The sequence below is a fragment of the Brevibacterium yomogidense genome, from assembly GCF_016107685.1.
Taxonomy (GTDB): Bacteria; Actinomycetota; Actinomycetes; order Actinomycetales; family Brevibacteriaceae; genus Brevibacterium; species Brevibacterium yomogidense.
Map to the genome: position 1 here is coordinate 141,002 of NZ_JABASY010000001.1, position 24,143 is coordinate 165,144.

Annotated in this window: 23 protein-coding genes; 8 read left to right on the top strand and 15 right to left on the bottom strand. The window is 69.0% G+C overall.

Features of this window, described 5'->3' with window-relative positions:
* Positions 1-117 precede the first annotated feature (117 nt).
* Both JFC09_RS00575 and dcd read right to left on the bottom strand, forming a co-directional pair.
* Complete coding sequence (locus JFC09_RS00575) at positions 118-1,074, bottom strand: hypothetical protein (protein WP_198392049.1); 957 nt, start codon at positions 1,072-1,074, stop codon at positions 118-120.
* Between the two features lie 5 nt (positions 1,075-1,079).
* Positions 1,080-1,733: a dCTP deaminase gene (dcd, locus tag JFC09_RS00580; RefSeq protein WP_198392050.1), complete on the bottom strand. Its 654-nt coding sequence runs from the start codon at positions 1,731-1,733 to the stop codon at positions 1,080-1,082.
* 169 nt (positions 1,734-1,902) lie between these two features.
* Between dcd and JFC09_RS00585 the strand changes: the two genes are divergently transcribed.
* From JFC09_RS00585 to JFC09_RS00595, 3 genes are read left to right on the top strand one after another with little or no spacing between them, the layout of a single operon-like run.
* On the top strand, positions 1,903-3,444 hold the full coding sequence (locus JFC09_RS00585) for an LPXTG cell wall anchor domain-containing protein (RefSeq protein WP_198392051.1): 1,542 nt from the start codon (positions 1,903-1,905) through the stop codon (positions 3,442-3,444).
* Positions 3,445-3,490: 46 nt separating this feature from the next.
* Positions 3,491-4,675: a hypothetical protein gene (locus tag JFC09_RS00590; RefSeq protein WP_198392052.1), complete on the top strand. Its 1,185-nt coding sequence runs from the start codon at positions 3,491-3,493 to the stop codon at positions 4,673-4,675.
* Between the two features lie 23 nt (positions 4,676-4,698).
* The gene (locus JFC09_RS00595; protein WP_198392053.1) at positions 4,699-5,772 is read left to right on the top strand and encodes a hypothetical protein; all 1,074 of its coding nucleotides are present in this window, start codon (positions 4,699-4,701) and stop codon (positions 5,770-5,772) included.
* An 18-nt stretch (positions 5,773-5,790) separates the two neighbouring features.
* On the opposite strand, the gene JFC09_RS00600 is transcribed toward JFC09_RS00595, so the two are convergent.
* A complete protein-coding gene (locus tag JFC09_RS00600) occupies positions 5,791-7,764 on the bottom strand; it encodes an NHL domain-containing thioredoxin family protein (protein ID WP_198392054.1) in 1,974 nt (657 codons plus the stop codon).
* Positions 7,765-7,985: 221 nt separating this feature from the next.
* Here JFC09_RS00600 and JFC09_RS00605 point away from each other — a divergent pair, with 221 nt between their 5' ends.
* Entirely contained in the window at positions 7,986-8,885 is a 900-nt protein-coding gene (locus JFC09_RS00605; protein ID WP_198392055.1) for a YggS family pyridoxal phosphate enzyme, read from the top strand.
* A gap of 155 nt (positions 8,886-9,040) precedes the next feature.
* Here the strand turns inward: JFC09_RS00605 and mmsB are convergent, their stop codons facing one another.
* Positions 9,041-9,952, bottom strand: a complete 912-nt coding sequence (gene mmsB, locus JFC09_RS00610; RefSeq protein ID WP_198392056.1) for a 3-hydroxyisobutyrate dehydrogenase — start codon at positions 9,950-9,952, stop codon at positions 9,041-9,043.
* Positions 9,953-10,086: 134 nt separating this feature from the next.
* Between mmsB and JFC09_RS00615 the strand changes: the two genes are divergently transcribed.
* Positions 10,087-11,109, top strand: a complete 1,023-nt coding sequence (locus JFC09_RS00615; protein ID WP_198392057.1) for a LysR family transcriptional regulator — start codon at positions 10,087-10,089, stop codon at positions 11,107-11,109.
* 69 nt (positions 11,110-11,178) lie between these two features.
* Here the strand turns inward: JFC09_RS00615 and JFC09_RS00620 are convergent, their stop codons facing one another.
* From JFC09_RS00620 to JFC09_RS00635, 4 genes are all read right to left on the bottom strand, one after another.
* Positions 11,179-11,535, bottom strand: a complete 357-nt coding sequence (locus JFC09_RS00620; protein WP_198392058.1) for a DUF202 domain-containing protein — start codon at positions 11,533-11,535, stop codon at positions 11,179-11,181.
* Positions 11,535-11,927, bottom strand: a complete 393-nt coding sequence (locus JFC09_RS00625) for a YidH family protein (protein WP_198392059.1) — start codon at positions 11,925-11,927, stop codon at positions 11,535-11,537. Before JFC09_RS00625 ends, JFC09_RS00620 begins: the two co-directional genes overlap by 1 nt.
* Positions 11,924-12,697: a 3-hydroxybutyrate dehydrogenase gene (locus tag JFC09_RS00630; protein ID WP_198392060.1), complete on the bottom strand. Its 774-nt coding sequence runs from the start codon at positions 12,695-12,697 to the stop codon at positions 11,924-11,926. The genes JFC09_RS00625 and JFC09_RS00630 overlap by 4 nt, the downstream gene beginning before the upstream one ends.
* Positions 12,698-12,792: 95 nt before the next feature.
* Positions 12,793-13,179 carry a nuclear transport factor 2 family protein gene (locus tag JFC09_RS00635; protein WP_198392061.1) on the bottom strand — a complete coding sequence of 129 codons (387 nt, stop codon included), beginning with the start codon at positions 13,177-13,179 and terminating at the stop codon, positions 12,793-12,795.
* Between the two features lie 329 nt (positions 13,180-13,508).
* On the opposite strand from JFC09_RS00635, the gene JFC09_RS00640 reads away from it, so the two are divergent.
* Positions 13,509-14,036: a hypothetical protein gene (locus tag JFC09_RS00640; protein ID WP_198392062.1), complete on the top strand. Its 528-nt coding sequence runs from the start codon at positions 13,509-13,511 to the stop codon at positions 14,034-14,036.
* A gap of 70 nt (positions 14,037-14,106) precedes the next feature.
* Here JFC09_RS00640 and JFC09_RS00645 read toward each other — a convergent pair whose 3' ends face one another.
* The 3 genes from JFC09_RS00645 to JFC09_RS00655 are packed head-to-tail and all read right to left on the bottom strand — an operon-like array spanning position 14,107 to position 18,380.
* A complete protein-coding gene (locus JFC09_RS00645; RefSeq protein WP_198392063.1) occupies positions 14,107-15,288 on the bottom strand; it encodes an acyl-CoA dehydrogenase family protein in 1,182 nt (393 codons plus the stop codon).
* A 48-nt stretch (positions 15,289-15,336) separates the two neighbouring features.
* Positions 15,337-16,728 carry a beta-ketoacyl-[acyl-carrier-protein] synthase family protein gene (locus JFC09_RS00650; RefSeq protein WP_332839596.1) on the bottom strand — a complete coding sequence of 464 codons (1,392 nt, stop codon included), beginning with the start codon at positions 16,726-16,728 and terminating at the stop codon, positions 15,337-15,339.
* Positions 16,725-18,380: a class I adenylate-forming enzyme family protein gene (locus JFC09_RS00655; protein WP_232483065.1), complete on the bottom strand. Its 1,656-nt coding sequence runs from the start codon at positions 18,378-18,380 to the stop codon at positions 16,725-16,727. The genes JFC09_RS00650 and JFC09_RS00655 overlap by 4 nt, the downstream gene beginning before the upstream one ends.
* A 190-nt stretch (positions 18,381-18,570) precedes the next feature.
* Here JFC09_RS00655 and JFC09_RS00660 point away from each other — a divergent pair, with 190 nt between their 5' ends.
* Positions 18,571-19,032 carry an HXXEE domain-containing protein gene (locus JFC09_RS00660; protein ID WP_198392065.1) on the top strand — a complete coding sequence of 154 codons (462 nt, stop codon included), beginning with the start codon at positions 18,571-18,573 and terminating at the stop codon, positions 19,030-19,032.
* Positions 19,033-19,045: 13 nt separating this feature from the next.
* Here JFC09_RS00660 and JFC09_RS00665 read toward each other — a convergent pair whose 3' ends face one another.
* The 3 genes from JFC09_RS00665 to JFC09_RS00675 all read right to left on the bottom strand — a co-directional run bounded on the left by JFC09_RS00665 (position 19,046) and on the right by JFC09_RS00675 (position 21,500).
* Positions 19,046-19,843, bottom strand: a complete 798-nt coding sequence (locus JFC09_RS00665) for a MetQ/NlpA family ABC transporter substrate-binding protein (protein ID WP_232482995.1) — start codon at positions 19,841-19,843, stop codon at positions 19,046-19,048.
* A gap of 138 nt (positions 19,844-19,981) precedes the next feature.
* A complete protein-coding gene (locus JFC09_RS00670; RefSeq protein ID WP_198392066.1) occupies positions 19,982-20,653 on the bottom strand; it encodes a methionine ABC transporter permease in 672 nt (223 codons plus the stop codon).
* 46 nt (positions 20,654-20,699) lie between these two features.
* A complete protein-coding gene (locus tag JFC09_RS00675; RefSeq protein ID WP_198392067.1) occupies positions 20,700-21,500 on the bottom strand; it encodes a methionine ABC transporter ATP-binding protein in 801 nt (266 codons plus the stop codon).
* A gap of 214 nt (positions 21,501-21,714) precedes the next feature.
* On the opposite strand from JFC09_RS00675, the gene JFC09_RS00680 reads away from it, so the two are divergent.
* Positions 21,715-22,296 (top strand): OsmC family protein, encoded by a 582-nt coding sequence (locus JFC09_RS00680; RefSeq protein WP_198392068.1) that lies wholly within the window; start codon positions 21,715-21,717, stop codon positions 22,294-22,296.
* 274 nt (positions 22,297-22,570) lie between these two features.
* Here the strand turns inward: JFC09_RS00680 and JFC09_RS00685 are convergent, their stop codons facing one another.
* Positions 22,571-23,962 carry an MFS transporter gene (locus JFC09_RS00685; RefSeq protein WP_269770429.1) on the bottom strand — a complete coding sequence of 464 codons (1,392 nt, stop codon included), beginning with the start codon at positions 23,960-23,962 and terminating at the stop codon, positions 22,571-22,573.
* Positions 23,963-24,143 lie beyond the last annotated feature (181 nt).

The following is a 24,143-nucleotide window of genomic DNA, read 5'->3' on the forward strand; positions in this document are numbered from 1 at the left end:
GGAGGGAAGCCGACCGAATCCCCGTCTCACATTCTGGTAGTCGGCTTGCGATCCATTCAGGAGTGGAGGACTATGCCCCGCCTCCCCATGACGCTCGTCACAGGCGCGGGGGCCGCGTCAGTCGCGCAGCTGCTGGGCGGATACGAGGAAGCCGCTCTCGTCGACCCCCGCGCCGCCGCTCGCGGTCATGATCTCCGCCGCGCACTGCTCGAGCACGCGGATCGCCTGGGGGCGGATGACGCGCAGCTCGTCGTCGACGTCGGGGAACCGTCCGATGTTGTCCGTGTCGACCCAGCGCAGCGAATAGGCGATCTGGGGACCCGACACGTGTTCGGCGAGCGTCGTGGGGAGGTACTCGTCCAACTCCACGCGGATCTCGATGAACCCCGCGCGGGGGCCCAGCTGGTCCGTGAGGGGGACCTCGACGGCGTAGCCGTCGAGCTCGTCGGGCACATCGGGGCCCGCGAGCGCTCGTCCCCGCTCCGCCTCCTCCGGCTTCGGGGGGCGCGGCCACCGCACCTGCGGGGCGACGCGGGCGACGTGGGCGAGCAGTCTTTCCGGCGGCAGCCAGTTGGCGGAGTAGATGAAGAGGTTCGGAGTGACTTCCGTGTCCGGCCTCAGCAGTCTGAGGCCCCGCCCGGGCTCGTCCGCGAGCCGGACGACGAGCCGGAGCCTGCGGGCGATCGCGACGACCTCGTCGAGCACGCGCCCCTCCTCCCGGCAGGGCAGGCCCTCCGGGAACGCCGCGATGAGCCCGTCGATGTCCGGCAGCCACTCCGGCGGCGGCACCGGTTCCCGGTCGCGCGGGCATTCGAGAGCGAAGACGGCCGTGACATCGGTCGGGAACTGGAGCGCGTCGGCCATCGCGGCGTCGACTGCGAACGGGCCCACAAGCTGAGAGTGCCGCGACAGGCGATAGGCCCGCGCGCCGCCTTCGCCCGGGATGAGGTCTCCGACGGGCAGCTGGGGACGGAGGTTCCGCAGGAGGCTCACGACGTCGAACGGCTCGAGGTCGGGGTCCAGCAGGAGCAGGTGGGAACCGGCGAAGGCCGCGGTCCGGGGGTCGACACTCACCGGGATCACGCCTCGGCGGAGGGGGTGAACGCGGAGGACACGTAGAAGTCGCGGTGGGCGCGCGAGGCGGTGGGGCCCCGCTGTCCCTGGTAGCGGTTGAGGTTCCCGTCAGCGCCGTACGGCGAATCCGACGCCGACGACATGCGGAAGAAGCACAGCTGGCCGATCTTCATACCGGGCCACAGCGTGATGGGAAGCGTCGCCACGTTCGACAGCTCCAGTGTCACGTGTCCGGAGAAGCCGGGGTCGATGAAGCCGGCCGTGGAGTGCGTGAGGAGGCCCAGGCGCCCCAGCGACGACTTGCCCTCCAGCCGCGCGGCGACGTCGTCCGGGAGCGTGACCAGCTCGAGCGTCGACGCGAGGACGAATTCGCCCGGATGGAGCACGAACGGCTCCGACGGGTCGACCTCGACGAGCCGCGTCAGGTCCGGCTGATCCGTCGCCGGGTCGATCACGGAGTACTTGTGGTTGTCGAACAGGCGGTAGTAGCGGTCCAGGCAGACGTCGATGCTCGCGGGCTGGATGAGCGACGGGTCGAACGGGTCCAGTCGCACGCGTCCGGCAGCGATCTCTGCCCTGATGTCACGATCGGAAAGGAGGCTCACCCGGCCAATGTACCGCGCACGCGGACGACACGCCCCCTCCGTCACGAACTGCATTCCATTCGCACCGGACGCGCGCGGAACCTCGTCACGAGAGCCGCATATGCTATACAGTGGCTGGTTGAGTACGCCCGCGCACGTTGGTGCCTTCCCCTTTCAGCCAGAGGGTGCCGGGAGGATTTGCCGACTGCGCGGTCGTGTGCCACACCGACCGAAAGGCAACACTGTGAAGACTTCGAAAAGTCTTGTTCTTGCCCCCGCAGTAGCCGCCGCGGTTTCCGGCCTCATCGCCGTTCCCGCTTTCGCTTCCACTGCATCCGCTCCGTCGGAGAGCTCTGACTCGATCGAGCTGCCCGACCAGATCCCCACCGGCGGTCCCGCGACGGTGCATCCGTCCGCATCGCCCGACAGCTCCAGCAGGTCCGCCGAAGAGGCCGACCCTGAAGCGATCATCGACGCCGACCAGGTGTCGCAGAAGGACATCGCCGACAAGAACGTCGGCATCCGCTTCTCCGGCACAGGCTTCACCGAGGAAGGCAAGGCGACGGTCACCGTCGTCGGCACCGACGGCACGGAGTACACCCCCGACTCCGAACTCACCGTGACCGAGGACGGCGAGGTGAACGGCCGCTACTTCTTCACGACGACGAAGAACGCGAAGGTGCCGGTCGGGAGCTACGACCTCTACCTCACGGACCTCGAGACCGAGACGAAGACGGACACCGTCGAGTTCGAGGTCGTCGAGAAGGTCGACGAGACGGCACCGCCGACGGAGACCGCGGACCCGACGGAGTCGGCTGACCCGACCGAGACCGCCGAAGCGACTGAGACCGCGGAAGCGACCGCGACGGCTGATCCGACCGAGTCCGCAGACCCGACGGCGACGGCATCCCCCACGGAGACCGCAGACCCGACCGAGACGGCCGACCCGTCCGAGTCGGCCTCGCCTGAGCCCACCAAGACCGCGGAGCCCACCAAGACGGCAGAGCCGACGAAGACGGCTGAACCGGCACCGACCCAGACGCGGGACCCGCGGAAGAGCCCGGATCCGACTGCAACGGCCTCCCCCACGGAGACCGCAGACCCGACCGAGACGGCAGAGCCCACGGAGACGGCGACGCCCGATCCGACGGCGACCGCCACGGGGGATCCGGACGAGGTCTTCGAGCCGGAGATCGCGATCGATCCGACCGAGGTCACCTCTGACGAGTTCTCGGCACGCGACGGTGGCGTGACGATCACGCTCACGGACGCGAAGCCCGGTTCCGAGGTCACGCTCGCCGTGTCCCACAACCAGGGCAAGGTCTCCCGGTTCGAGACCTCGAAATCCGCGAACGACGAGGGCAGCGCGGTCTTCCAGCTGCACCCCGACGGCAAGGCCGTGCTGGGCGACTACACCGTCGCCGTGTCCGGCGACGGGTTCGACGACCTCGGCGGCGAATTCACCGTGGTGACGAACGGGACCGAGGTCGAACGCGACGACGATGACTCTCAGGGCGGCGCGGACGACTCGGACGACGGCGACAAGGGTTCAGGAGACGACGGCTCCGGTGACGGCGGTTCGGACGGCAGCGGTTCCGGCGACGCCGGGAACGGTCGCTCGGGCGGCTCGTCCGACGGATCCCGCTCCGGCAGTGCAGCTGATCTCCCGCGGACGGGCACCGAACTGACCGGCCTCGCGCTGGGCGCCGGTCTGCTCGTCGTCGGAGGCGCGGCAGTCGTCATCACCCGCCGTCGCGCCGCACAGGCCGACCCCGCGGAGTACTGACCCCATGGCCAGTGGCGGGGAGCCCTCGCGCCGCACTTCGTCCGTCATGGACCTGAGCGGCCTGCGGCTCTCCGGTGAACCGCTGACCACCGCACCGCTGCACGGCGGTGACGACCTCGTGCTCATGGGGCGTGAGGAGGACGTCACCGCCGTGCAGCGTGCTGTGGCGGAGCTCCCGGGAGCCCGCGCGGTCCCGGCCCCGCCGGGACCGGATCGGAGTCCTCAGGATGCGCGGAGACCTCGCGACTCGTGGGGGCCTCGGCGCCTGTGGGGGTCTCGGGACCGGCTGGGGCGCTGGCTCCGGGACCACACGGGGGTCGCGGATCCCGCGCAGCAGCAGAAGGCCCTCACACGTGTGGGGCTCGCCTCCGATGTGGGCCCGCGCACCCGTCTCGCAGAGCTCGACGCCGCAGCGCGGGTGAGGGCGCGCATCGCAGCGATCGTGCTCGTGGGCGAGAACGTGCCGGACGTGTCGCACGTCGTCCTCGACTCGCCGCTGGCGGGTGTGCCAGGCCATCAGCGCTCCGGGCTGCGCGCCACACTCGTCCGCGAACTGCGGGCCCACGGCCTGGGCGCCGTCCTGTCGACCGATTCGCCGGTCGACGCGCTGGTACTGGGTGCGCGGACGATCGAACTGGACGCGGAGCAGGTCGCGCAGGAGGGCGACCCGACCACGATCCTCGGAAAGCCTCGCGGCGGCCTCACCGCCTCGCTGTCCGGTGCCAACGTCATGTCGGGGCTGGCCCGCCGCGGGTGGCTGAGCATCGGCCACTCCCAGGTGAGGCGGCGCACCGACCTCGACGGCAAGGTGTACCTCGCGATCCCCACGGACGCGGTGATGCTGTCCGTCGACGAATTCGACCCCGCGTTCCGCGGCGAGTTCGTCTTCGAGGTGATCGTCATCGGCATCCGCGACGACGGCAGCGTCCTGCAGGTGCGCCTCTCCCCCGTGGACAACGAGGCGGGCCTCCCCCTCGTCGTCGACGTCCTCGACGCCTCTCCCCGCCGCGCCTGGACCGCGATCACCCCTGAACTGGGCGGCGAGGACTCATCGGGTGGAGGGGACACACCGGGTGGTGGCGATCCCGCGGCCTCTCCGGGGTCGTGGGCGCTCCTCCAGCCGGGGCTGGGTGACGTTCTGGAGACCCAGCTGGGACGGATCAGGATGGGTTCGAGGCTCTGGGCGGAGGTGGACACCCGCCGGATCCACGTATGGTCGGTCGAAGTGTGACCGACACGAGGGGATCCGCGGGTGTGAAAGAACACGGAGGGCCGAATCGGGCCCGGCAGCTGGCGATCGCCGGCCTGCTGGTCGTCGTGCTCACCGTCGCGAGTGTGCCCGTGCTCGGGATGGTCGCGTACGGTCCCGCCCAGACGGTGAGCGCGTACTTCGACGCCCTGGACCGTCGCGACGCGGAAGCGGCCGTCGGCAGGCTTCTCACCGGCGAGATCACCGACGGCTGGGCACTCACCGATGAAGCGCTCGACGGGGCTCCGTCGCTGCCCACCCGCGTGTCCGTCACGCATGCGGAGACCGACGGCGACCGCGCGACCGCCACGGTGGAGTACGACCTCGACGGCACGACCCGCACACAGGACTTCTCCCTCGTCCGCACCCCCGGCACCTGGGGCCTGTTCCCCGTGTGGCTCATCGATCCGGGGACGCTGCCCCGCATGGACCTCGTCGTGGACGGCGCGTCGACGGTCCGCATCAACAGCGCGGACGTCCCCGCTCCGCGCGACGGCCTTCCGGTCCTCTACCCCGTCGAGTACAGCGTGGGGTTCGCCGAACACTACTTCCGCTCCGGTGTGCAGAACACCGTGGTCGACGGGTCCGCGCCCGAGGTCGAGGTGCGGTTGGCAGCGGAGCCCACCGAAGACCTCCGCGACGAGGTCGACGACCTGGTGCGTGCGCACCTGGACGGGTGCGCCACCGCGACGACCCTCATGCCGGCGGGTTGCACGTTCGGCTTTGACTCCGTGAACCAGATCCTGGGCGACGTCTCATGGGAGATCGTCGAATACCCGGAGGTGCGCCTGTCGACGGAGCGGCGCCGTCTCGTCACCGCGCCCACGGAAGGCGTCGCCCGGGTGTCGGGCCGCTACCGCGACATCGTCACCGCGACGGAATCGGACTTCGACGAACCCATCACCTTCACGTTCACCGCGGTGGTGTCCGTCGTCGATGGCGAACCGCGCGTCGAACCGCTCGAGGCGGGGCTTGCGAGCGGCGACGGGCTGGGGTCGGACTCCGACGAGGAGCCCGACGACCAGCCGGTCGACGACGAAGGACCCGTCGACGACGCGCCCGTGGCCGACGGGCCGTAGGCGGTCACACTGCGCGGTTCAGTTCGTGCCGCGCAGGTCCAGGCGCAGGACGGACTCCCCACCGCTCACCAGGTCGACGGGGATGCCCCAGTCCTGCTGGTACAGGTGGCACGCCGCGTGCGGCGGGATCTCACCGCCCGGTTCGCCGTCGCAGGCGGCCGCGCGCGCGGTGATGTGCAGGACACCGGAGCGGATGTCCGGATTGAGCGTCAGCGACCGGGACATGCCCTCCGCGCTCCCCGCACCCGTCCTGATGAGTTCCGGCGGGGTCGACGACACCTGCAGGTGCGTCGGGTCCCCCCACCGGTCGTCCAGCTTCTGCCCCGACGGGACCGTGAAGCCGATCTCGAGCTCCAGGGTGTCCTCGCCGATCGTCGTCGACGGCCGCTTCGTCTGCTGCGCACCCTCCGCGACGACGAGCGCCTCCTTCGGGATCGCGATCGCCGTGAGCTGGTGGGCCGCAGACTCCGCGACGAGCAGGTGGGGGTCCCGGTCCTCGGCGGCCGTGTCCGCGGTGTGCTCGGGGAGCACGACGAGGATGTCGGACGGCTCCGCGAGCCCGCGCGCCAGGGTGCTCACCGTCTCCGACACCGGATCGAAGCGGCGGATCGCGCCGTTGTACGTGTCCGCGATGGCGACGGAGCCGTCGGGCAGTTCGGCGACGCCCAACGGGTGCTGGAGACGGGCCTCGGCGGCGGGTCCGTCCTGGAAGCCGAAGTCGAACAGACCGATCCCCACCTGGGTGCTGACGGTGCCGTCGCGGGGATCCAGTCGGCGCAGCGCGGACGTCTCCGAGTCCGCGACCCAGACGGTGCCGTCCGCCGAGGGCGCCAGGCCTGACGTCTGCGCGTACCAGGCGGGTTCGTCCGCGGACGCGGAGTCGCGCAGGCCCTCGTTCATCGTGCCGGACAGCTGGCGGACCACACCGGTGGCGGGATCGAAGTCCCAGATCGTGTGGTTGCCGGCCATCGCGATGACGACACGCTCCGATGCGGGCGCCCAGAGGACGTCCCACGGGCTCGACAGCTTGATCGACGTGCCCGCGCCTTCGAACGGGGCCTGCGCACCCGGGACGTCCACGACGTTGTCGTTCGCTCCGACCATGAACTGCTCACCGGTCCCGGCCAGTGTCGTGACTGTCGCGGCGGGAGCGTCGAGGCGCACTCCTCGCAGCAGGTGGTTGACCGTGTCCGCGACGACCAGGTCGTAGCCGACCGCGTCCGCGACCTGACGCGGCAGTTCGGTGATGCCACCGGGCTCGGAGAACAGCGCCTTGTCGCCTGCCCCGTCCGCGTGCCCGCGCACGCCCGTGCCGATGCGTTGGAGGATGCGCGTGCCGGACGGGTCGAACTCGACGAGCGAGTGGTGGCCGGAATCCGCGACGAGCAGGTTCCCCTCGTGCCCGGGGACATCCGTGAGACGGATGACCTTGCCGGGGTAGGACAGGTCGCGCTCCACCGGGGCCGGCGGGACGTACGGACCGCTGCCGCGGTGCAGGGTGCCCTGCGCGGCGTGCTCCTCGACGAGCTCCTCGATGAGGGACGCCAGCCCGGACGAGTGCCCCTCACCGGACATCGAGGCGACGATGTACCCCTCCGGGTCGATGAGGACGAGCGTCGGCCAGGCACGGGCGGTGTAGGCCTGCCACGTGACGAGGTCCGGGTCGTCCAGCACGATGTGCTCCACGCCGTAGCGCTCGACCGCCTGGTCGACGGCCTCGACCGTCCGCTCGAACTCGAACTTGGGGCTGTGCACACCGATCGTCACGAGCACGTCGCTGTACTTCTCCTTGAGGGGACGCAGCTCGTCCAGCACGTGGAGGCAGTTGATGCAGCAGAACGTCCAGAAGTCCAGCAGCACGATCTTGCCTCGCAGGTCCGCGAGCGACAGGTCATCGCCGCCGGTGTTGATCCAGCGCCGGCCCGTGAGTTCGGGGGCGCGCAGTCGAATGCTGTTGCGGGGGGCTGCTGCGGAGTTCTGCTGAGCGGTCATGCCTGTGATTCTCCCATCTGCGGGCGGTGCCGTGATGCGCCACTGTCACACGCAGTGCCGCTGTCATACGGAAGAACCCACCGGCTCGCGCCGATGTTCCCGAGGCCGCTTCGGGCCGGTCCACAGTGCGCCTGCTCTTCCCGCCCCACCAAGCACCCGTTCGTCGGCCCGCAGTGCCACCTGGAGCCTCCCGCGGCGTCCCCCTTTGAGACAATCACGGCATGACTGACCAGACTGCCTCCGCCTCTCACTCCTCCACGGGACCGCAGAGTTCGCAGGGTGACCACGACTCGCAGGATGCGCAGGCGATCCGCGAACGCCTCGCGCAGGTCTCCGACACCGTGCGCAGCGCGTCCCAGGCCGCTCACGGGTCCGCCGACGCCGTGCGCATCATGCTGGCGACGAAGACGCAGCCGGCCTCCCGGATCCGCGTCGCGCTGGAAGCGGGCTGCACCCTCATCGGCGAGAACCGTGTGCAGGAACTCCAGACGAAGGCCCCCGACCTGGCCGACATCCCCCACGAGCCCCACCTCATCGGCCCTCTCCAGCGCAACAAGGTGAACCACACCCTGCGGGCGGGTGCGGTGTGCGTGCAGTCGATCGACAACCTCGCGGTCGCGCAGAGGCTGTCCAACCGCATCGCGACGCTCCTGGCCGAAGGACACGACTCACTCGTCGCCGAGGCCCCGGGCACCCTCCGCGCGCACGGAACCGAGGCGTCCGGCACGGACGGCTCCGCAGCCGCCTCGGGCACGGCAGCCGCCTCGGACACGGCATCTCCCCTGCTGGACGTGTTCCTGCAGGTGAACACGTCGCGTGAGGAGTCGAAGTTCGGGGTCGACCCGGCCGCGGCAGAGGAGCTCGCCACCCAGGTGCGGGATCTGTCGCACCTGAGGATCCGCGGGCTCATGACGATCGGTCTGCCGGGTTCCAGCGACGACGAGATCCGGCCGTCCTACGCAGAACTGCGCGAACTGTCCGCACGCCTCCGCGACACGGGCGCCCTCCCCGCGGACGCGACTGAGCTGTCGATGGGGATGAGCGCGGACTTCGGGCTGGCGATCGAGGAGGGCGCAACGATCGTCCGCATCGGTTCGACCGTCTTCGGGGCACGCAGCTGAGACCGCAGAGGCGCAGCTGAATGAGCGGAGGCGCAGCTGATCCAGCTGCGCTTCCGCTCACCCGTCTCCACCCGCACCGCTGACGACGATCCCGCCCGGACACCAGGCAGGACGCGTCCTGTCAGGGCACCTGTAACATCAGAACTCCTGGAGGATCAGGGGGTCTTGGGAAGGCCCTTCGACTCGGGGTCCACGTTGCGGATGAGGATCGACGTGTCGTGGTTGCCCCAGCCGTCGTCGATGAGCTGCTGCAGCTTCTCGTAGACGAGCGAAGCCGCGGGCAGTTCGACGTCCTGCGTCTGGGCACCTGCGAGCGCCAGCCCCAGGTCCTTGTGCATGAGCATCGTGGAGAAGCCCGGCGCGAATTCGCGTTCGGAGGGAGAGGTCTCGACGACACCCGGCACGGGATACCAGCTGCGCAGCGGCCACGAATCGCCCGAGGACACCGATGTGATGTCGAAGAAGACCTTCGGGTCCAGGCCGAAGCGCTGCGCGAGCACCGCGCCCTCGACGACGCCCTGCAGGCTGATCGCCAGCTGCATGTTGTTGACGATCTTCGCCGCCTGCCCGGCCGCTTCGCCACCGGCGTGGAAGATGTTGCCCGCCATCGCCTCGATGACCGGCCTGGCTTCCGCGATCACATCGTCCGCGCCGCCCAGCATGAAGGTGAGGGTGCCTGCCTGCGCACCGCCCACTCCCCCGGACACGGGACCGTCGATGAAGCGGAAGCCGCGCTCGTGCGCTGCGGCGTGCAGGGCGCGCGCGGAATCGAAGTCGATCGTGGAGGAGTCCACCAGCAGCGTCGACGTCGAAGCCGACGCGAAGACACCGCCCTCGTCGAGGTAGACGGCGCGCGCGTGCTCGCCCTTGGGCAGCATGGTGAAGACGATGTCGGCACCGGCCACGGCCTCGGCGATGGAGCCTGCCGGGGTGACGCCGTCCTCCGCGGCCGCGGTCACGGCGGCCTCGACGACGTCGAAGCCGGTCACCGTGTGGCCCGCTGCGACAAGATTCTTCGTCATGGGCCGGCCCATATTCCCGAGCCCGATCCAACCGATTGTTGCCATGATGCCTCCTTGCATGATGTGTCCGTGATGCGGCGTACGTGTCTCCAGCCTATTCCGATGAGCGCGATCTCGGGAGGGTGCGCCTGCGCGGGTTCCGCACCGGTGGTGTGCGTGCGTGCAGATACCATGCGGTCATGTCGAGTCCTCACGCACAGCCGTCGCCCTCCCCCGCAGCGGGTCGACCAGCCGGGGCAGGGCAGCCTTCCGCGGCGGGGCCCGCTCCCGGGGCGGGTCTGCGGATCGCGCCGGACGATCTGCTCGCTCTGCTCGCGGTGGCGCGGCTGGGGAAGTACACGGCGGCAGCGACGAGCATGGGCGTGAACCACACGACGGTGTCCCGCCGCATCGCCGCGCTGGAGAAGGCGGTGGGCGAACGCGTGCTCACCGCGTCCCCGGACGGCTGGGAGCTCACCGGCCGCGGCCGTCGCCTGCTGCCCGCCGCCGAGGCCGTGGAGGCCGCCCTCACCGCGGCCTCCCAGCCCGAACAGCCGGGTACGAAGGGCGCCGTCGTGGGCACTGTGCGGATCGCGACTCCGTCGGGGTTCGCCAACTGGGTCGCACTGCCGGCGATCGCGGAACTGCAGCACAGGCACCCGGGGCTGCAGATCGAGGTGCTGACGGTCACCCAACCAGCGCGCCGCTACAGGTCCGGGGTGGACATCGAGGTCGTGGTCGAGCAGCCGGACGCTCCGCAGTCCATCGTCCACTTCCTGTGCCCGTACGCGTTGGGCCTCTTCGCGACGGAGGAGTACATCGAGAGGAACGGCGCGCCGGAAACCCGTGCGGACATCGCGGACCATCGGCTCATCTACTACCCGGAGCACTCGATCGGGGTGCAGGGGCTGGCGCATGCGACGGAGGGGCTGCCGGAACCGGCGGGGTTCCTCCGGTCGAACTCCGTGCAAGTGCACGTCCACGCGACCCTGTTGGGTACGGGGATCGGGCTGCTGCCGACCTACATGAGTGAGACGCGCGGGAGTGGATCCGGTCTGGCCGGTTCCGATGCGCGGGACGACGACGGGCCGCGGCTGGTCCGCGTCCTGCCGGAGTTCGAGAGGCAGATGGAGTACTGGGCGGCGGTCCGCCCCGAAGCGCTCCGCAGCCCCGCCGTCGAACACGTACTCCACGCCCTGCGGCGCAGCGCACGGATGACGTGAGCGGCGGATGACGTGAGGGCGACGTGACGGGCAGTGGCCGCTGAGCCGCCCACACCCTGCGCCCCGCGCTCAGCCTTCGAGGAGCACGAAGACGATCGACATGATGCCGACCAGTGTGACGACTGCCGCGAGCGAGCAGATCGACCTGACGTTCGGCCGCAGCTCCCCGGCCACGATGCCTTCGACGCCTCGCCGGTACCGCCGCTCCTGCGTGACCTGCAGTGCGAGGGCGGCGATCCACAGGACACCGACGGCGGGCAGGATCCAGATGCCGTAGAACGGGATCCAACGGAGCAGGATCGCGGATGCGACGAAGAGCGACACGACCGACCGCGCCCAGGCGAGGCTGGTCCGCTCCGGCTGCAGTCCCAGGTCGACGTGGCCCCGAGTGGGCGCCTGCACGCCCGTCCGCTGTCGCGCGCGCATCACATCACGAGGTACAGCACGGTGCCGACACACGTGGCACTGGCGACGACCGCCATGAACGGGACGATGAGGGGAAGCGGAAGCGGACGGTCATGCCGCATCGCGCGTTCGACCCGCACCCACCGCACTGCGGACCCGATCGCAAGCAGCGTGCCGATGCACAGGAGCACGATCGCGAGGAGGCGCTTGAAGTCCTGCGGCATGTCCGCGAGCGGCAGTGCGGCGAGGGCGATGCCGCCCGCCAGGAACGCGAGCGATGTCCTCGTCCACGCGAGGAACGTGCGCTCGTTGGCGAGGGTGAATCGCGGATCCGGTTCCCGGCCGCCCGGCAGGAGGGTGCGGGTGAGCCACTCCCTCTCAGTGGGCTCGTGCTCGTCGTCCGATGCGCTCACGCCGCGTTCCAGCCTCCGTCGATCGAGTAGCCGGAGCCGTTGATGGCCCGACCGGCTTCGGAGGCGAGCAGGACGATGATCGCGGCGACGTCCTCGGGAACGGGCAGTCCCGGCACCGCGGAGTGCTCGAGGAACACCTCGTCCAGCACGGCGTCCTCGCTGATGCCGCGGTTCTTCGCCAGTTCGGTGACCTGCGCTTCGATGAGCGGGGTCATGACGTAGCCGGGGTTGATCGCGTTGCAGGTGACGCCGTGGGGTCCGCCCTCCAGCGCCGTGGTCTTCGTGAGCCCCATGAGTCCGTGCTTCGCGGCGACGTAGGCGGATTTGTTCGCAGAGGCCCGGATGCCGTGGACGGACGACAGGTTGATGACCCTGCCCCACCCGCGTTCGTACATCGCCGGCAGGGCCGCCTTGGTGAGCACGAACGGCGATTCGAGCATGAGGGTGTGGATGAACCGCCATTCGTCGAGCGGGAACTCCTCGATCGGGTGGATCCGCTGGATGCCCGCGTTGTTCACGAGGATGTCGACGTCGAGCGGCACCTCGCGGAACCGCTCCTCCAGCGCCGAGGTGTCGGCCAGGTCCACCTCCCACGTCTCCGCGGTGCCCGCAGCTTCTATTTCTGCGGCCACGGCACGCGCACCGTCCCCGTCACGATCCGCGATGATGACGTGGGCGCCTTCCCGGGCGAACGCGAGCGCGGTCGCCCGCCCGATTCCGGAGGCTCCACCGGTGACGAGGGCGCGACGATTCTTCAGCAGTTCAGACATGTGACACACGATACTCGCAGCCTCGTAGCGGCGGCACACGTCGGGTGCACGGCCGGTCGGGTGCATGGCTCGGCAGAGACCAGTGCCCGGTCGCACTACGCGTCGGCGGAGCCTTCCCGGTAGATCTTCGCGCTACGGATCGTCCCGGGATCACTGATGAAGACACCGGGCGCGAGGTCGAAGACCGCGATGAGCGCTGCGGTCTTCGTCGTCCCGTCGTGCGTCCACTGCTCAGTCATCTCTGCGGCGACCGCGTCACCGCCGTCGATCACCCGCCGCAGCGTGAGGTGGGGGACGAGCGAGCCGAACGCGTCCGTGAAGAAATCGCGCAGGCCGCCGGGCGGGACGGTGTAGTCACCGGTCACCCACGTCGCGTCGTCGGTGAAGTCCGCCAGCAGCGCGTCCACGTCCCTGTCGTTGAACGCCCTCACGTGGCGCTTCACCAGGTCCTCGCGGGGAGTCGGCCCTTTACGACGAGTCATCGAAGCTTCTCTTTCGGGCAGGTGCGTACGTTTCGGTACCTCATACGCATTTCCTCCGTGTTTTTCGGGATATTCCACGTTGGGTGCCCGCCGTAGGATCCAGACCCCATCAACCTCTAATTCCGTAAGAATGAGTTGCACTAATGGAGCTTCCGGGACACTCTCTTCCTGCTCAGAGTACGAGGTCGGTCAAACGCCGCGCGCTGCTCACAACCGCATGGGCGGCTCCGGTCGCTATCGCTACGACGGCGGCTCCCGCTATAGCCGCCTCTCCTTCCGTCTGCCCGGAGCTGCAGGTAGAACGAGGAGCCTGGCTAGAAATTCGTTTTTTGTCGGTCGACTCCAAGGGACGATGGCAGAAAAAGAAGAGCAAAGCAGAAATGCGACTCTCCGTGGGGAAGGTTAAGGACTACGCGTGGGGAGCACTCGCGTTCATGTCGGACCAGGAAGATGTCTACGTCACGGCGTATACGTACGTTTACTCACTCACCTGGGAGATCGACATGAAATTCACCAAGGTGCCCTCGAACTGGAAGACCTCCAAGACGAAAAGCGGATCCCGGTACACCTACACGATGACCTACACGGGGAACCCGATCACGAAGGAGGCCTCCACCCCGTTGGGCAACGAGCCCCGCGGAGACTCTCCTCGCACCTTCATCCCTCCCGTCGAGTTCGGGATAGAGATCAACCAAAGTCAGTTCAAAGACGGGGAGACCGTGAGCGACGGGCGGAGAGGGTACGACTACGACACCTCCTTCCATATCGAATACAACGTGGATGTTCCTGGCGCCCGGTGCGACCTCAATCAGCAGGTCTATACGCGAGAGAACTCGCTCGACATTTGGCCTGACTGAGACATCACTCAATCGCGCGTGAAGCGTATCGACCCATACTGGCTCTCTCCCGCTCCATGTGCAGGCCCGCTCAGTCGTCCAGCAGTGCGGCGGCGTACATGGGGCGGGCGGCGTCCTCGCTGGGCGGGTGGAAGAGGCCGGCGGTGGCGTCGCGGAACAGTCGGCTGAGTTCGTGAGAGTTGCCGAACCCGCTGCCGCCGGAACACAGCAGCGCGGCCTCCGCTGTGCGCCGGGCCACCTTCGACGCGTTGATCCGTGCGCTCACCAGACGCAGCGGCCAGCCGGATCCGTGGTCCGCCAGTTCGTCGAAGTCCCGGGTGTAGGCGTCCAGCTGGGCGGGCACCGGCATATAATCCAGGTGCGCATCCGCCAGGCGCATGCGGAATTCCGGCGCCTCGGCCAGGGATACGCCCTTCTTCGCGGACTTCCGCTTCTTCAGTGCCTCGGCTCCCAGCTCCAGCGCCCGCCGAGCCACACCGGCGTACACGGAGGCGATGAGCAGCTGGAAGTTGCTGGTGATCGCGAACGTGAGCAGGTCCGGCACGGGTCCCGGCTCGATCCGCCGCGCCACGCGCGCGGGTTCCATCCGCACACCGTCGAGGATTGTCGCCCTGCTGTGCGAGGCCCGCATCCCCATGACGTCCCAGTCATCGGAGACCGTGATGCCCTCCGCACCGCGTTCGACGAACCCGTACACCAGGCGCGGGTCGTCCGCGTCTGATTCGTCGAGTCCGTGCACGATGAGTCGCGTCCACACGGGCGACAGCGACGTGAAGATCTTGACCCCGCTCAGCAGGTAGCCGCCGTCGTCCTGCCGCACCGCCTGCGTGTTCGACCCCTGCAGCACCCAGTCGTTCGCGGGTTCGCTGATGCCGAACGCGAAGATCTCGCCGTCGCGCGCCTCTTCGAGCACCCAGTCGAGCGACCTGTCGCCGCGGGCGCGCATCGCGTGGACGACCCCGGTGCACATGAGGTGCATGTTGATGGCGAGTGCAGTGCCCGGTGCTGCCCCCGCCAGTCGCTGCTGCAGCCGGGACACCTCGTGCAGGGACAAACCAGGCCCGTCCAGTTCGGTCGGCACGAAGAGCGTGAGGTACCCGCGCTCCTTCAGGTCCTCGAGGTCCTCGTAGAAGAACGCGTTGTCGCGGTCGTAGACGGCGGCACGCTCCCGGAATCGCACCAGGAGGTCGTCCGGCAGATACCGCTCCGCGAGCTCCGCATGCCGCGCTTCCCGGTCCGTCGAATCAGTCATCGTGCCTCCCTGGCGTGGTGTGGATCTTCCGTTCTCGTCTGTGTGGTGTCATCTGTGTGCGAACAGCACTGCGGCGTTGTGGCCTCCGAACCCGAACGAGGTCGACAGGACCGTCCCGATGTCCGCTTCCCGCGCAGCACCGGTCACGATGTCCCACCCGTCGAACTCCTGGTCGTCGAGGTTGAGCGTGGGTGGCAGGAAGCCGTCAGTGAGGCTGCGCACCGCGAGGACCGCCTCGACGACACCCGCCGCCCCCAGCAGGTGTCCCGTCGCCGACTTCGTCGCCGTGAGCGGCACGTCCCGCGCCCGAGGCCCCAGCACGTCCGCGAGCGCCGTCACCTCCGCAGCGTCCCCCGCGGGGGTCCCGGTGCCGTGGGTGTTCACGTGGTCGACGGCGTCCGGCCCCAGCCCGGCGTCCGCGAGGCACACGCGCATGGCCTGCGCCGCTCCCCGGCCCTCCGGGTGCGGAGCGGTGGGATGGTGGGCGTCGCTCGAGGCGCCGAATCCCACGAGCTCGGCCAGCACCTCGGCGTCGCGACTGCGGGCGGTGTCCTCTGCTTCGAGCAGCACGGCAGCGGCACCGGACGACATGACGAAACCCGCGCGGGCACGGTCGAACGGGCGGCAGGCCGCAGCCGGGTCGTCCTCGTAGCCCGCAGCGAGCGCCCGCATGTTCGCGTTCGACGCGAGGTTCACGGGTCCCAGGCAGTCCTCCATGCCGACGACCAGGACGGCGTCCGCGTACCCGTGGCGGATGAGCCGCAGCCCGTCCCCCAGGCCGATGGCGCCGGAGGCGCAGGTGGCGTTCACCGCGTGCGCGGTGCCGAGGGTTCCATAGCGCTGGCTCAGCAGAGCCGCGGCCGCATCTGCAGCGCCGTGGATCGCGAGGGTGAGCGGCACCGACCGGGGGCCTCCTTCGTCGAGCGCCCGCGTCGCCGCCTGCATCGCGTCGACGGGTCCCGACCCGGTGGCCGCGATGACGACGACGCGCTGCGGATCCCACGGCAAGTCGTCGGGGCCCGGGACCGCCGAAGCCGAGGCCGCCGAGGCTGGGGCCGCTGCGTCTGGGATCTCCACGGTCGTAGCCGCGTTCGGTCCGGAGGTCTCAGCCGTATTCGACTGCATCGTCGCCTGTGCGACCGCCTGGTCCGCTGCGGCGATCGCCCACTGCTGGACTGGGCTCAACCTGCGGGCGAGCGTGCGCGGGAGGTATGCGGAGGGATCGAAGTCGCGCACCTGTCCCCCGATGCGCACGGGGAGGTCGTCGAATTCCTCACCCTCGAGGACGCGGATGGCACTGTGTCCGTCCCGCACCGACTGCCAGAGCGTGGCCACGCTGTTGCCGCTGGGCGTGATCGCTCCCATCCCGGTGACGACAACCCGGCGGCCGGACGATTCCCGCCGCAGGTGATCCCCTCGTGCGTCCACGGAATCGCTCACAATCTCTCCGCCTTCCCGTCAACGACGAGCTCCGCGGTCGCTTCCCTGCGGATCTTCCCGCCCACCGTCCGCGGCAGCCGGGCCACGCGGTACCAGCGGCGCGGAACGAACTGCGGTGCAAGGCGCCGCTCCGCGTGCCTGCGCAGCGCTTCCTTGGTCGCACCTCCCGCGGCACCGGCAGCGGCTCTCCCTGCTTCGGTGCTCGCTCCGCCGACTTCGGCACTCGCTCCCCCGCCATCCCTGGCGACACCCGGTGCGGCCTCACCCTCCACGACGAGCGCGACCGCGCTTCCCAGCGAGGCGTCCGGGACAGCGACCGCACACACCGCGGTGAGGCGGGGGAAGCCGTCGAAGGCGCGTTCGACCTCGGTGAGAGCCACCTTGTGTCCACCTGTCACGGCGATGTCCCCGGCCCGGCCGACGAGTTCGAGCTGCCCGTCGACCAACCGACCCTGATCGTGGACGGTGGCCCATCCGTCGGAGCCGACGAGCACCTCGTCGGTCGTGCCTGCGAGGTACCCGTCGGAGCAGGCCGCGGCCCGGATCCAGAGGGTGCCGAGGTCGCCGGCCGGGACCTCGGCCCCGGAATCGTCCCGGATCGACGCGCCGATCCCGTCGTAGACGCTGATGAGGGTCCCATCGCCCGCACGGCTGTCACCGATGAATCCGATCTCCGCAGCTCCGTAGTAGCTGATGAGGCGCACGGTGGGCAGGATCGCCGCAAGACCGTCACGGATCGACGCCGGCAGGTTCGCACCACCGGTGACGACGAGGTCCAGGGACCCGAACCGGTCGTGGTCCCGTCGTGCGGCATCCGTGAGCGCCTTCACGAAGGCGGGGACCGCGACGACGCGGGTGATGTGCTCCGCCTCGACCCGGCGGGCGAGCGCCAGTGCGTCGAACGCGTCCGCCACGTGCACGCTGCCGCCGGTCACCATGCATTCGATGACCGCGTAGAGGGTGAGGCTGTAGGAGACGGGGCCGGGCGCTAGCGTCGCGACGCCGGGGAACGGTTCGAGGTGCGCGGTGGAGACGGCGGCGTTCTCCCGGTACTGGCGGCGGGTCTTGAGGAACGCCTTCGGGTTGCTCGTCGTGCCGGAGGAGAACAGCATGAGGAACGCTTCGTCGCCGTCCCGCACTGTCGGGGGTTCCAGCGCCGCAGACGATTGTTCATGCGGCGCTTGCGCGGCGGATGGTTGCGTCCTCCGGGCACTGGGAAGGGTTTCGAGGAGTGCGAGGAACTCGTCGAGACCCACGACGGTGCCGGTCCAGTCCCTCTCCTGCAGCGCGGGCGCCAGGTCCTCCGCATCCGTGATGACGACGCCGATCCCGGTGCTGAGGATGACGTCCACACGATGGTCGAGGGGCCAGCGCGGATCGATCGTCGCGGACACAGCTCGGAAGCCCGCCAGCCCCGCGATGAAGCGTGCGGTCTGGTAGGCCGATCCGACACTCATCGCGGTGATGGGGATGCCGCGGGTCTCCGGGGCGGGGACCGGCGGCCGGGACTGAGCAGCATGCAGACCGTCAATGGCGGCGAACAGCCGGGCGGAGTCGTCGATGAGCTCCCCGTACGTGAGACGGCCCTCCGCGCCGACGATCGCCGGCCGCTGCGGGTGCTGCGATGCCGTCTCCAGCATCGCCTGTGTCATCGGCACGTGCGAACCTCCTGCTCTCGGACTCCACCCAGTCTAAGGAGCACGACGGACACGAGCCGACGCCGTGCGTCACAGAGGGACTCGTCACGCGCGCCACCGGGCAGGTGACGGGCAGACGGGCAGGTGGCCGGCTGACGCAGGCGCCGAACCTCGGCCGGCCAGGTCCGCCGCGTACTGTGGAGTGATGACGACCGCAGCGAAGCGGGCGGGCGCCCTGTTCGCGGGGTGGCTCCTCCACGACATCGAAGAGGCCTTCGCCTTCCCCTCCACGACCGCGATGCTGGCCCAGCGCACAGGGAACACAGCGCTTGCGATGAATCATCGCCAGTCCGTCGTGTCGATCGGGCTCGTCGGGGTGCTGGTCGGCGTCTCCTGTTGGCGAGGAGCCCGGACCGGCGGCGAATCACGGCTCTTCCGCGCCGTCACTGCTGGTCTGGAAGGGCATGTGTTCACGCACGTCGCCGCGAGCATCGCCGCGCGCGGCTATACGGCAGGTGTGATCACGGCCCCCACGATCATGCTGCCTGCCGCGCGCTTCGCCCGCGGCGGGGCCCCTGCCAGCACGCGCAGCACCGTCGCAGGCGCGGTACTCCTCGTCGGTGCTGCGGCGTGCGCGCACGTCATCGCGCGGAAGCTGGTCCGCTGACAGGTGAGGCCGGTCAGAACGCGGGCGTCGACTCGAAGTCGTCGAGGACCGCCTGCACCTGCTCGCTCGTGAACGCCTCCTTGAGGGCTGCGACCTCGGGCGAATCCGCGTTGTCCTCGCGGGACACGAGTGTCACCGCGAACTGGGCGTCCTCCTCGAAGGTGAGCCCGTCCTCGAACGGGCTGAGGTCGATCTGGTTCGCGAAGGCCGGCAGGTTGAACACCGCGTCGGACTCCTCGTACGCCGCGTTGGCCTGCAGCAGCTCGACCTCGACGAACTCCAGGTCCCGGGGGTTGTCCGTGATGTCGTCCATGGTCGCTGCGAAGCGGTCGACTGCAGGATCGAGGGTGAGGATCTCCTCGTCGGCGAGCATCTGCAGGGCACGTCCCAGGTTGGCGCTGTCCGCTGGCAGGGTGACGTGCCCGCCGTCCGGCAGGTCGTCGATCGAGTCGAGGTCCTGCGAGTAGAACGCGACCGCCGTGAGATACACCGGCTGCACTCCCACCAGAGACGCGTCGTTGGACTCGTTGAACTGCTCCATGAACGGCACATGCTGGACGAAGTTCGCGTCGATCTCACCCGCTTCGAGCATCACGTTGGGCTGCACATAGTCGGCGACCTCGACCATCTCGATCTCGTACCCGTCGCCGATCGCCTCACTGGCGGCTTCGACGATGTTCGTCATCGGTGGCGTCGCGGCCGCGACCTGGAGCGTCGTCGTGTCATCCGCGCCTCCACCCCCGCATCCGGTGAGTGCCAGCGCGGCGACGGCGAGCGAGGAGACGGGAAGAAGGAAGCGGCGAGTGATCATGCATGTCCTTTGTGAGTGGTGATCCGGATGGGTGGTGGTAGAGCTGATTGATGGTCCGAGTGAGTGAAGGTCCGGGTGAGTGGTCAGCTGGCTGTCGGGTTCGTCTGGTGAAGTCGATTCCGGTTGCTTTTCATCCCGTCAGCGCTTGTCGAGGGCTCGTGAGACCAGGTGACCGGTCATCTGGAGAAGGAGGACGCAGACGATGATGAGGACGATCGTCACGTACATGAGCGCGAACTTGTACTCCTGGTAGCCGTAGCGCAGGGCGAAGTCGCCCACACCGCCACCGCCCACCACACCCAGCACGGTCGAATAGGAGACGAAGCTGATCGTCGCGGAGGTGAGGGCGTAGACGAGCCCGGATCTCGCCTCGACGTAGAGGAACTTCGTGACCGTCTGCCAGACGCTCGCCCCCATCGAGCGCGCTGCCTTGAGGATGCCGCTGGGGATCTCCAGCAGGATCTGCTCCACCAGGCGGGCGTAGATGGCGACCGCGACGAACGCCAGAGGGAAGGACGCGGCGGTCGTGCCGAACGTCGTCCCGAACACGAACCTCGTCACCGGGATCATGAAGACGACGAACAGCAGGAACGGGAAGGACCGGACGATCGTGACGTAGAGGTCTGCGAGCGCCCAGACGACGCGGTGCTCCAGCGGACCGCCCCGCCGGGTCAAGTAGATGAGTGTGCCCAGGGGCAGACCCAGCAGGACCGCGGCGATGATCGCGATGACCACCATGTAGCCGGTCTCGATGAGGGCCTGGGCGATCTTGTCGCCGTAGTCGACGAAGACGTCCCGGATCGCGCTCACCAGCCCACCCCGTCCTGCATCGACTCGTCTTCCCGCCGTTCACGCATCATTCCTGCAGTGCCCTCCGCGCGTGCTCGAGGTACGTCCCGACCGACCCACCGCGCCCGCTCGTCACCTCGAGGATCTCTCGCAGGCGGCCCCGTTCGAACACGGCGGCACGACGGCAGACGGTCTTCACGACGTCGAGTTCGTGGGTGACGATGACGATGGTCGCGCCGAATTCGTCGCGGGCGTTCTCCAGCAGGCGGAGGATGTCCGCAGTCGTGTGCGTGTCGAGCGCGGAGGTGGGCTCGTCGCACAGCAGCACGGTCGGACGCGTCGCAAGGGCCCGTGCGATCGCGACCCGCTGCTTCTCCCCACCGGACAGCTGCGCGGGGTGATGGTCCGCGCGGTGCTCCAGACCCACGAATCCCAGCAGCGATTCGACGAACTCCGGGTCACGTCGGCGCTGGATCGTGAGCGGCAGTTCGATGTTGTCGCGCACCGTGCGGTTGCCCAGCAGGTTGAAGCCCTGGAACACGGTGCCGATCCGATGCCGGAGCCTGTTGAGCTTGCGTGCGGACAGCGTCGAAGGGTCCACTCCGTCGACGACCACGGTCCCGTCGGTGGGATGGTCGAGGCACCCCAGGAGCTCCAGCAGCGTCGACTTCCCCGCGCCGCTCTCACCGAGGACTCCGAAGATCTCCCCTCGCTCGATCGCGAGTGACACGTCGTCGAGTGCCGTGACGACGCCGAATCGCTTCGTGACCGCGCTGAGTTCGACAGCGGGGCGCGAACGCCTTTCGGGTGAAGGCTCCTCGACGGAGCGCTCCTCGGACGACGCGGGGTGCACGGTGATGGCGATCATTCTCCACGGTGGGGTGACAGGATGCTGCGCGGATGTCGGGAGCATCCGTCCCTCACCCGCACCGAGTAAGTGCACCCTCATCCTAGTGCGGTCCCTTCGCGGAAACCGTGGTGAGAGCATTGCGTAGAGCACACTCCGGCCAGAGTGAGCGATGCGACCACGGGTGGCGCTCGGACCCCGGGAAGCACACGTCGACCAGGTCCAGGAGGCCACGATGAATCGCGAGAAAACCGACGGCCGCGCCCTCTACACCGCGACGGCGCACAACCACACGGGGCCGGACGGCGAGAGCTGGGCTGACGGTGGACTGCGCATCGCGGTCAGGTCTCCGCTGGCACCCGCGCGGTCTTCCCCGCCACCCGCGCGGTCGCCCCTGGACCCTGCACAGCCACCGCTGTTGCCCGCGCAGCCACCGCTTGCACCCACGCAGCCGCCCCTCACCCCAGCTCACACCACAGGCGACGCCGACGCCGGGGACGGACCACCGGCTGATTCCCCGGAGACCAACCCCGAGGAGCTGCTGGCACTGGCGTGGGCCACATGTCTGTCTGCCAGCGCGCGCATCGTCGCCGGCGATGAGCGGAAGGTGTCGGTGCGTGTGGAGGTGGAACTGCGGGAGGACACGACCGGCCCCGGGTACGCGTTCGCGCCCACGGCCTACATCGCGTTCTCCGACACGACACCGGGCGAGGCGGATGCGCTCGCTGCGGCGGCACACGCACGGTGCCCGATGTCGAAGCTGCTCACAGGCAAGGGCACAGCGAACATCGTCGCAGTGCCCTATCCGCCCGCCTGATACACGTCGACACCCGTCCGATCGCACCCACTGCGAGATCCGCACGCGGCTGACGCGGAGCCCCACCCCAGGAGGTCCGGGGAGACGAAACTACGTCCGCGTACAGGACCGGCGCATTCGCGAAAATGGTCCTGTACGCGGACGTAGGTGATGAGCAAGACGAGTGTGCTCGCGTGCCGTGTCAGGCGCCCCGGCGGTCACCCGTCACGTGGCGTGTCAGGCGCCGCGGCGGGTACCCGTCACGTGCCTGTCAGGCGCCCCGTCACGCCCCTTGTCACGCGCCGGGGATGTCGTCGAGCTTCCCGTGGCGGCGTGCCACCCGGGATTCTGCGTCCGTGCGGTCGACGTCCGCGAGGTCGACTCCGCGCGTCTCCTTCGTGAAGTAGAGCGCGACGAGTGAGATCGCGCTGGCGATCGCCAGATAGATGGCGATCGGGACGGAGGATCCCGTGTTCCGCAGGAGTGTGGTGGCGATGATCGGCGCGAAGGAACCCGCGACGATCGCCGTCACCTGGTAGCCGATGGAGACACCCGAGTACCGCATGCGGGTCGGGAACATCTCGGACATGATCGCCGGCTGCGGTGCGTACATGAGCCCGTGGAACAGCAGGCCCGCAAGGATGCCGATGAAGATCATGAGGGCGTCGCCCGTGTCGTACAGGGGGAAGGCGAAGAAGCCCCATGTGGCGGTGAGCAGGATGCCGACGAGGTACGGCGGCTTGCGGCCGATGATGTCGGTGGCCTTCCCGATGAACGGCACGATGATCGCATGGATCGCGTGGGCGCCCAGCAGGAGCCCGAGGATCTCTTCGCTCTCGACCCCCACCTGGAGCGACAGGTACGTGATCGTGAACGTGACGACGATGTAGTAGTGGATGTTCTCCACCAGCCGCAGGCCCATCGCGCAGAACACGCCGCGCGGGTAGCGCTTGAAGACCTCGATGACGCCGTAGCCCGCGTCGTCCTCGATGACCTCCTGCTTCGCCTCCTGGAAGATCGGCGCATCGGACACGCGCGTGCGGATGTAGTAGCCGATGAGCACGATGACGGCCGACAGCCAGAACGCGACCCTCCAGCCCCACGACAGGAACGCCTCGTCGGAGAGCACCGCGGTGAGGACGAAGAGGACGCCGGTGGCCAGCAGGTTGCCCAGCGGCACGCCGGACTGCGGCCAGGACGCCCAGAACCCGCGGGACTCCTTGGGCGAGTGCTCGGCGACGAGCAGCACGGCTCCGCCCCACTCACCGCCCACCGCGAAGCCCTGGAAGAACCGGAGGATGACGAGGATGACCGGCGCGGCATAGCCGATCTGGTCGAACGTCGGCAGACAGCCCATGAGGAAGGTCGCGACACCGACGAGCACGATCGAGAACTGCAGCAGGGTCTTGCGCCCGTACTTGTCCCCGAAGTGGCCGAACACGATGCCGCCGATGGGACGGGCGATGAAGCCCACCGCGTACGTCCCGAACGCCGCGATGACCGCGTCGAAGGGGTTGTCGGACGGCGGGAAGAGGATGTGGTTGAAGACGAGCGTCGCCGCGGATGCGTAGAGGAAGAACTCGTACCATTCGACGACGGTGCCGGCCATGGACGCGGCGACGACACGCTGCAGCTGCTTCCTCATCGACGGCTGCTCGGCGTTCGTCGCTCCTGGTGTGGTGGACATTCTCACTCCCGGAGGAACTGTGGAGGCCGCGCGTCCTGAGCTCTCGCTGCGACATCGCCGCGAGTCTCCGGGAACGCGCCGACCCCGGCGCGGAGTGCGTCAGAGGGCGTCGATGCCCTCAGCGCACATATCGCCCCCAGCATGGAGGCAACGGGCCCCGGTTTCAAGGCACACTGTGCGT

What these genes read in the sequence shown, in the direction of transcription:
- dcd (WP_198392050.1), bottom strand. Translation starts at nt 1,733, where the DNA reads ATGCAGTTCGTGACGGAGGGGGCGTGTCGTCCGCGTGCGCGGTACATT.
- JFC09_RS00590 (WP_198392052.1), top strand. Translation starts at nt 3,491, where the DNA reads ATGGACCTGAGCGGCCTGCGGCTCTCCGGTGAACCGCTGACCACCGCA.
- JFC09_RS00600 (WP_198392054.1), bottom strand. Translation starts at nt 7,764, where the DNA reads ATGACCGCTCAGCAGAACTCCGCAGCAGCCCCCCGCAACAGCATTCGA.
- JFC09_RS00605 (WP_198392055.1), top strand. Translation starts at nt 7,986, where the DNA reads ATGACTGACCAGACTGCCTCCGCCTCTCACTCCTCCACGGGACCGCAG.
- mmsB (WP_198392056.1), bottom strand. Translation starts at nt 9,952, where the DNA reads ATGGCAACAATCGGTTGGATCGGGCTCGGGAATATGGGCCGGCCCATG.
- JFC09_RS00615 (WP_198392057.1), top strand. Translation starts at nt 10,087, where the DNA reads ATGTCGAGTCCTCACGCACAGCCGTCGCCCTCCCCCGCAGCGGGTCGA.
- JFC09_RS00620 (WP_198392058.1), bottom strand. Translation starts at nt 11,535, where the DNA reads ATGCGCGCGCGACAGCGGACGGGCGTGCAGGCGCCCACTCGGGGCCAC.
- JFC09_RS00630 (WP_198392060.1), bottom strand. Translation starts at nt 12,697, where the DNA reads ATGTCTGAACTGCTGAAGAATCGTCGCGCCCTCGTCACCGGTGGAGCC.
- JFC09_RS00635 (WP_198392061.1), bottom strand. Translation starts at nt 13,179, where the DNA reads ATGACTCGTCGTAAAGGGCCGACTCCCCGCGAGGACCTGGTGAAGCGC.
- JFC09_RS00645 (WP_198392063.1), bottom strand. Translation starts at nt 15,288, where the DNA reads ATGACTGATTCGACGGACCGGGAAGCGCGGCATGCGGAGCTCGCGGAG.
- JFC09_RS00655 (WP_232483065.1), bottom strand. Translation starts at nt 18,380, where the DNA reads ATGACACAGGCGATGCTGGAGACGGCATCGCAGCACCCGCAGCGGCCG.
- JFC09_RS00660 (WP_198392065.1), top strand. Translation starts at nt 18,571, where the DNA reads ATGACGACCGCAGCGAAGCGGGCGGGCGCCCTGTTCGCGGGGTGGCTC.
- JFC09_RS00665 (WP_232482995.1), bottom strand. Translation starts at nt 19,843, where the DNA reads ATGATCACTCGCCGCTTCCTTCTTCCCGTCTCCTCGCTCGCCGTCGCC.
- JFC09_RS00675 (WP_198392067.1), bottom strand. Translation starts at nt 21,500, where the DNA reads ATGATCGCCATCACCGTGCACCCCGCGTCGTCCGAGGAGCGCTCCGTC.
- JFC09_RS00680 (WP_198392068.1), top strand. Translation starts at nt 21,715, where the DNA reads ATGAATCGCGAGAAAACCGACGGCCGCGCCCTCTACACCGCGACGGCG.
- JFC09_RS00685 (WP_269770429.1), bottom strand. Translation starts at nt 23,962, where the DNA reads ATGTCCACCACACCAGGAGCGACGAACGCCGAGCAGCCGTCGATGAGG.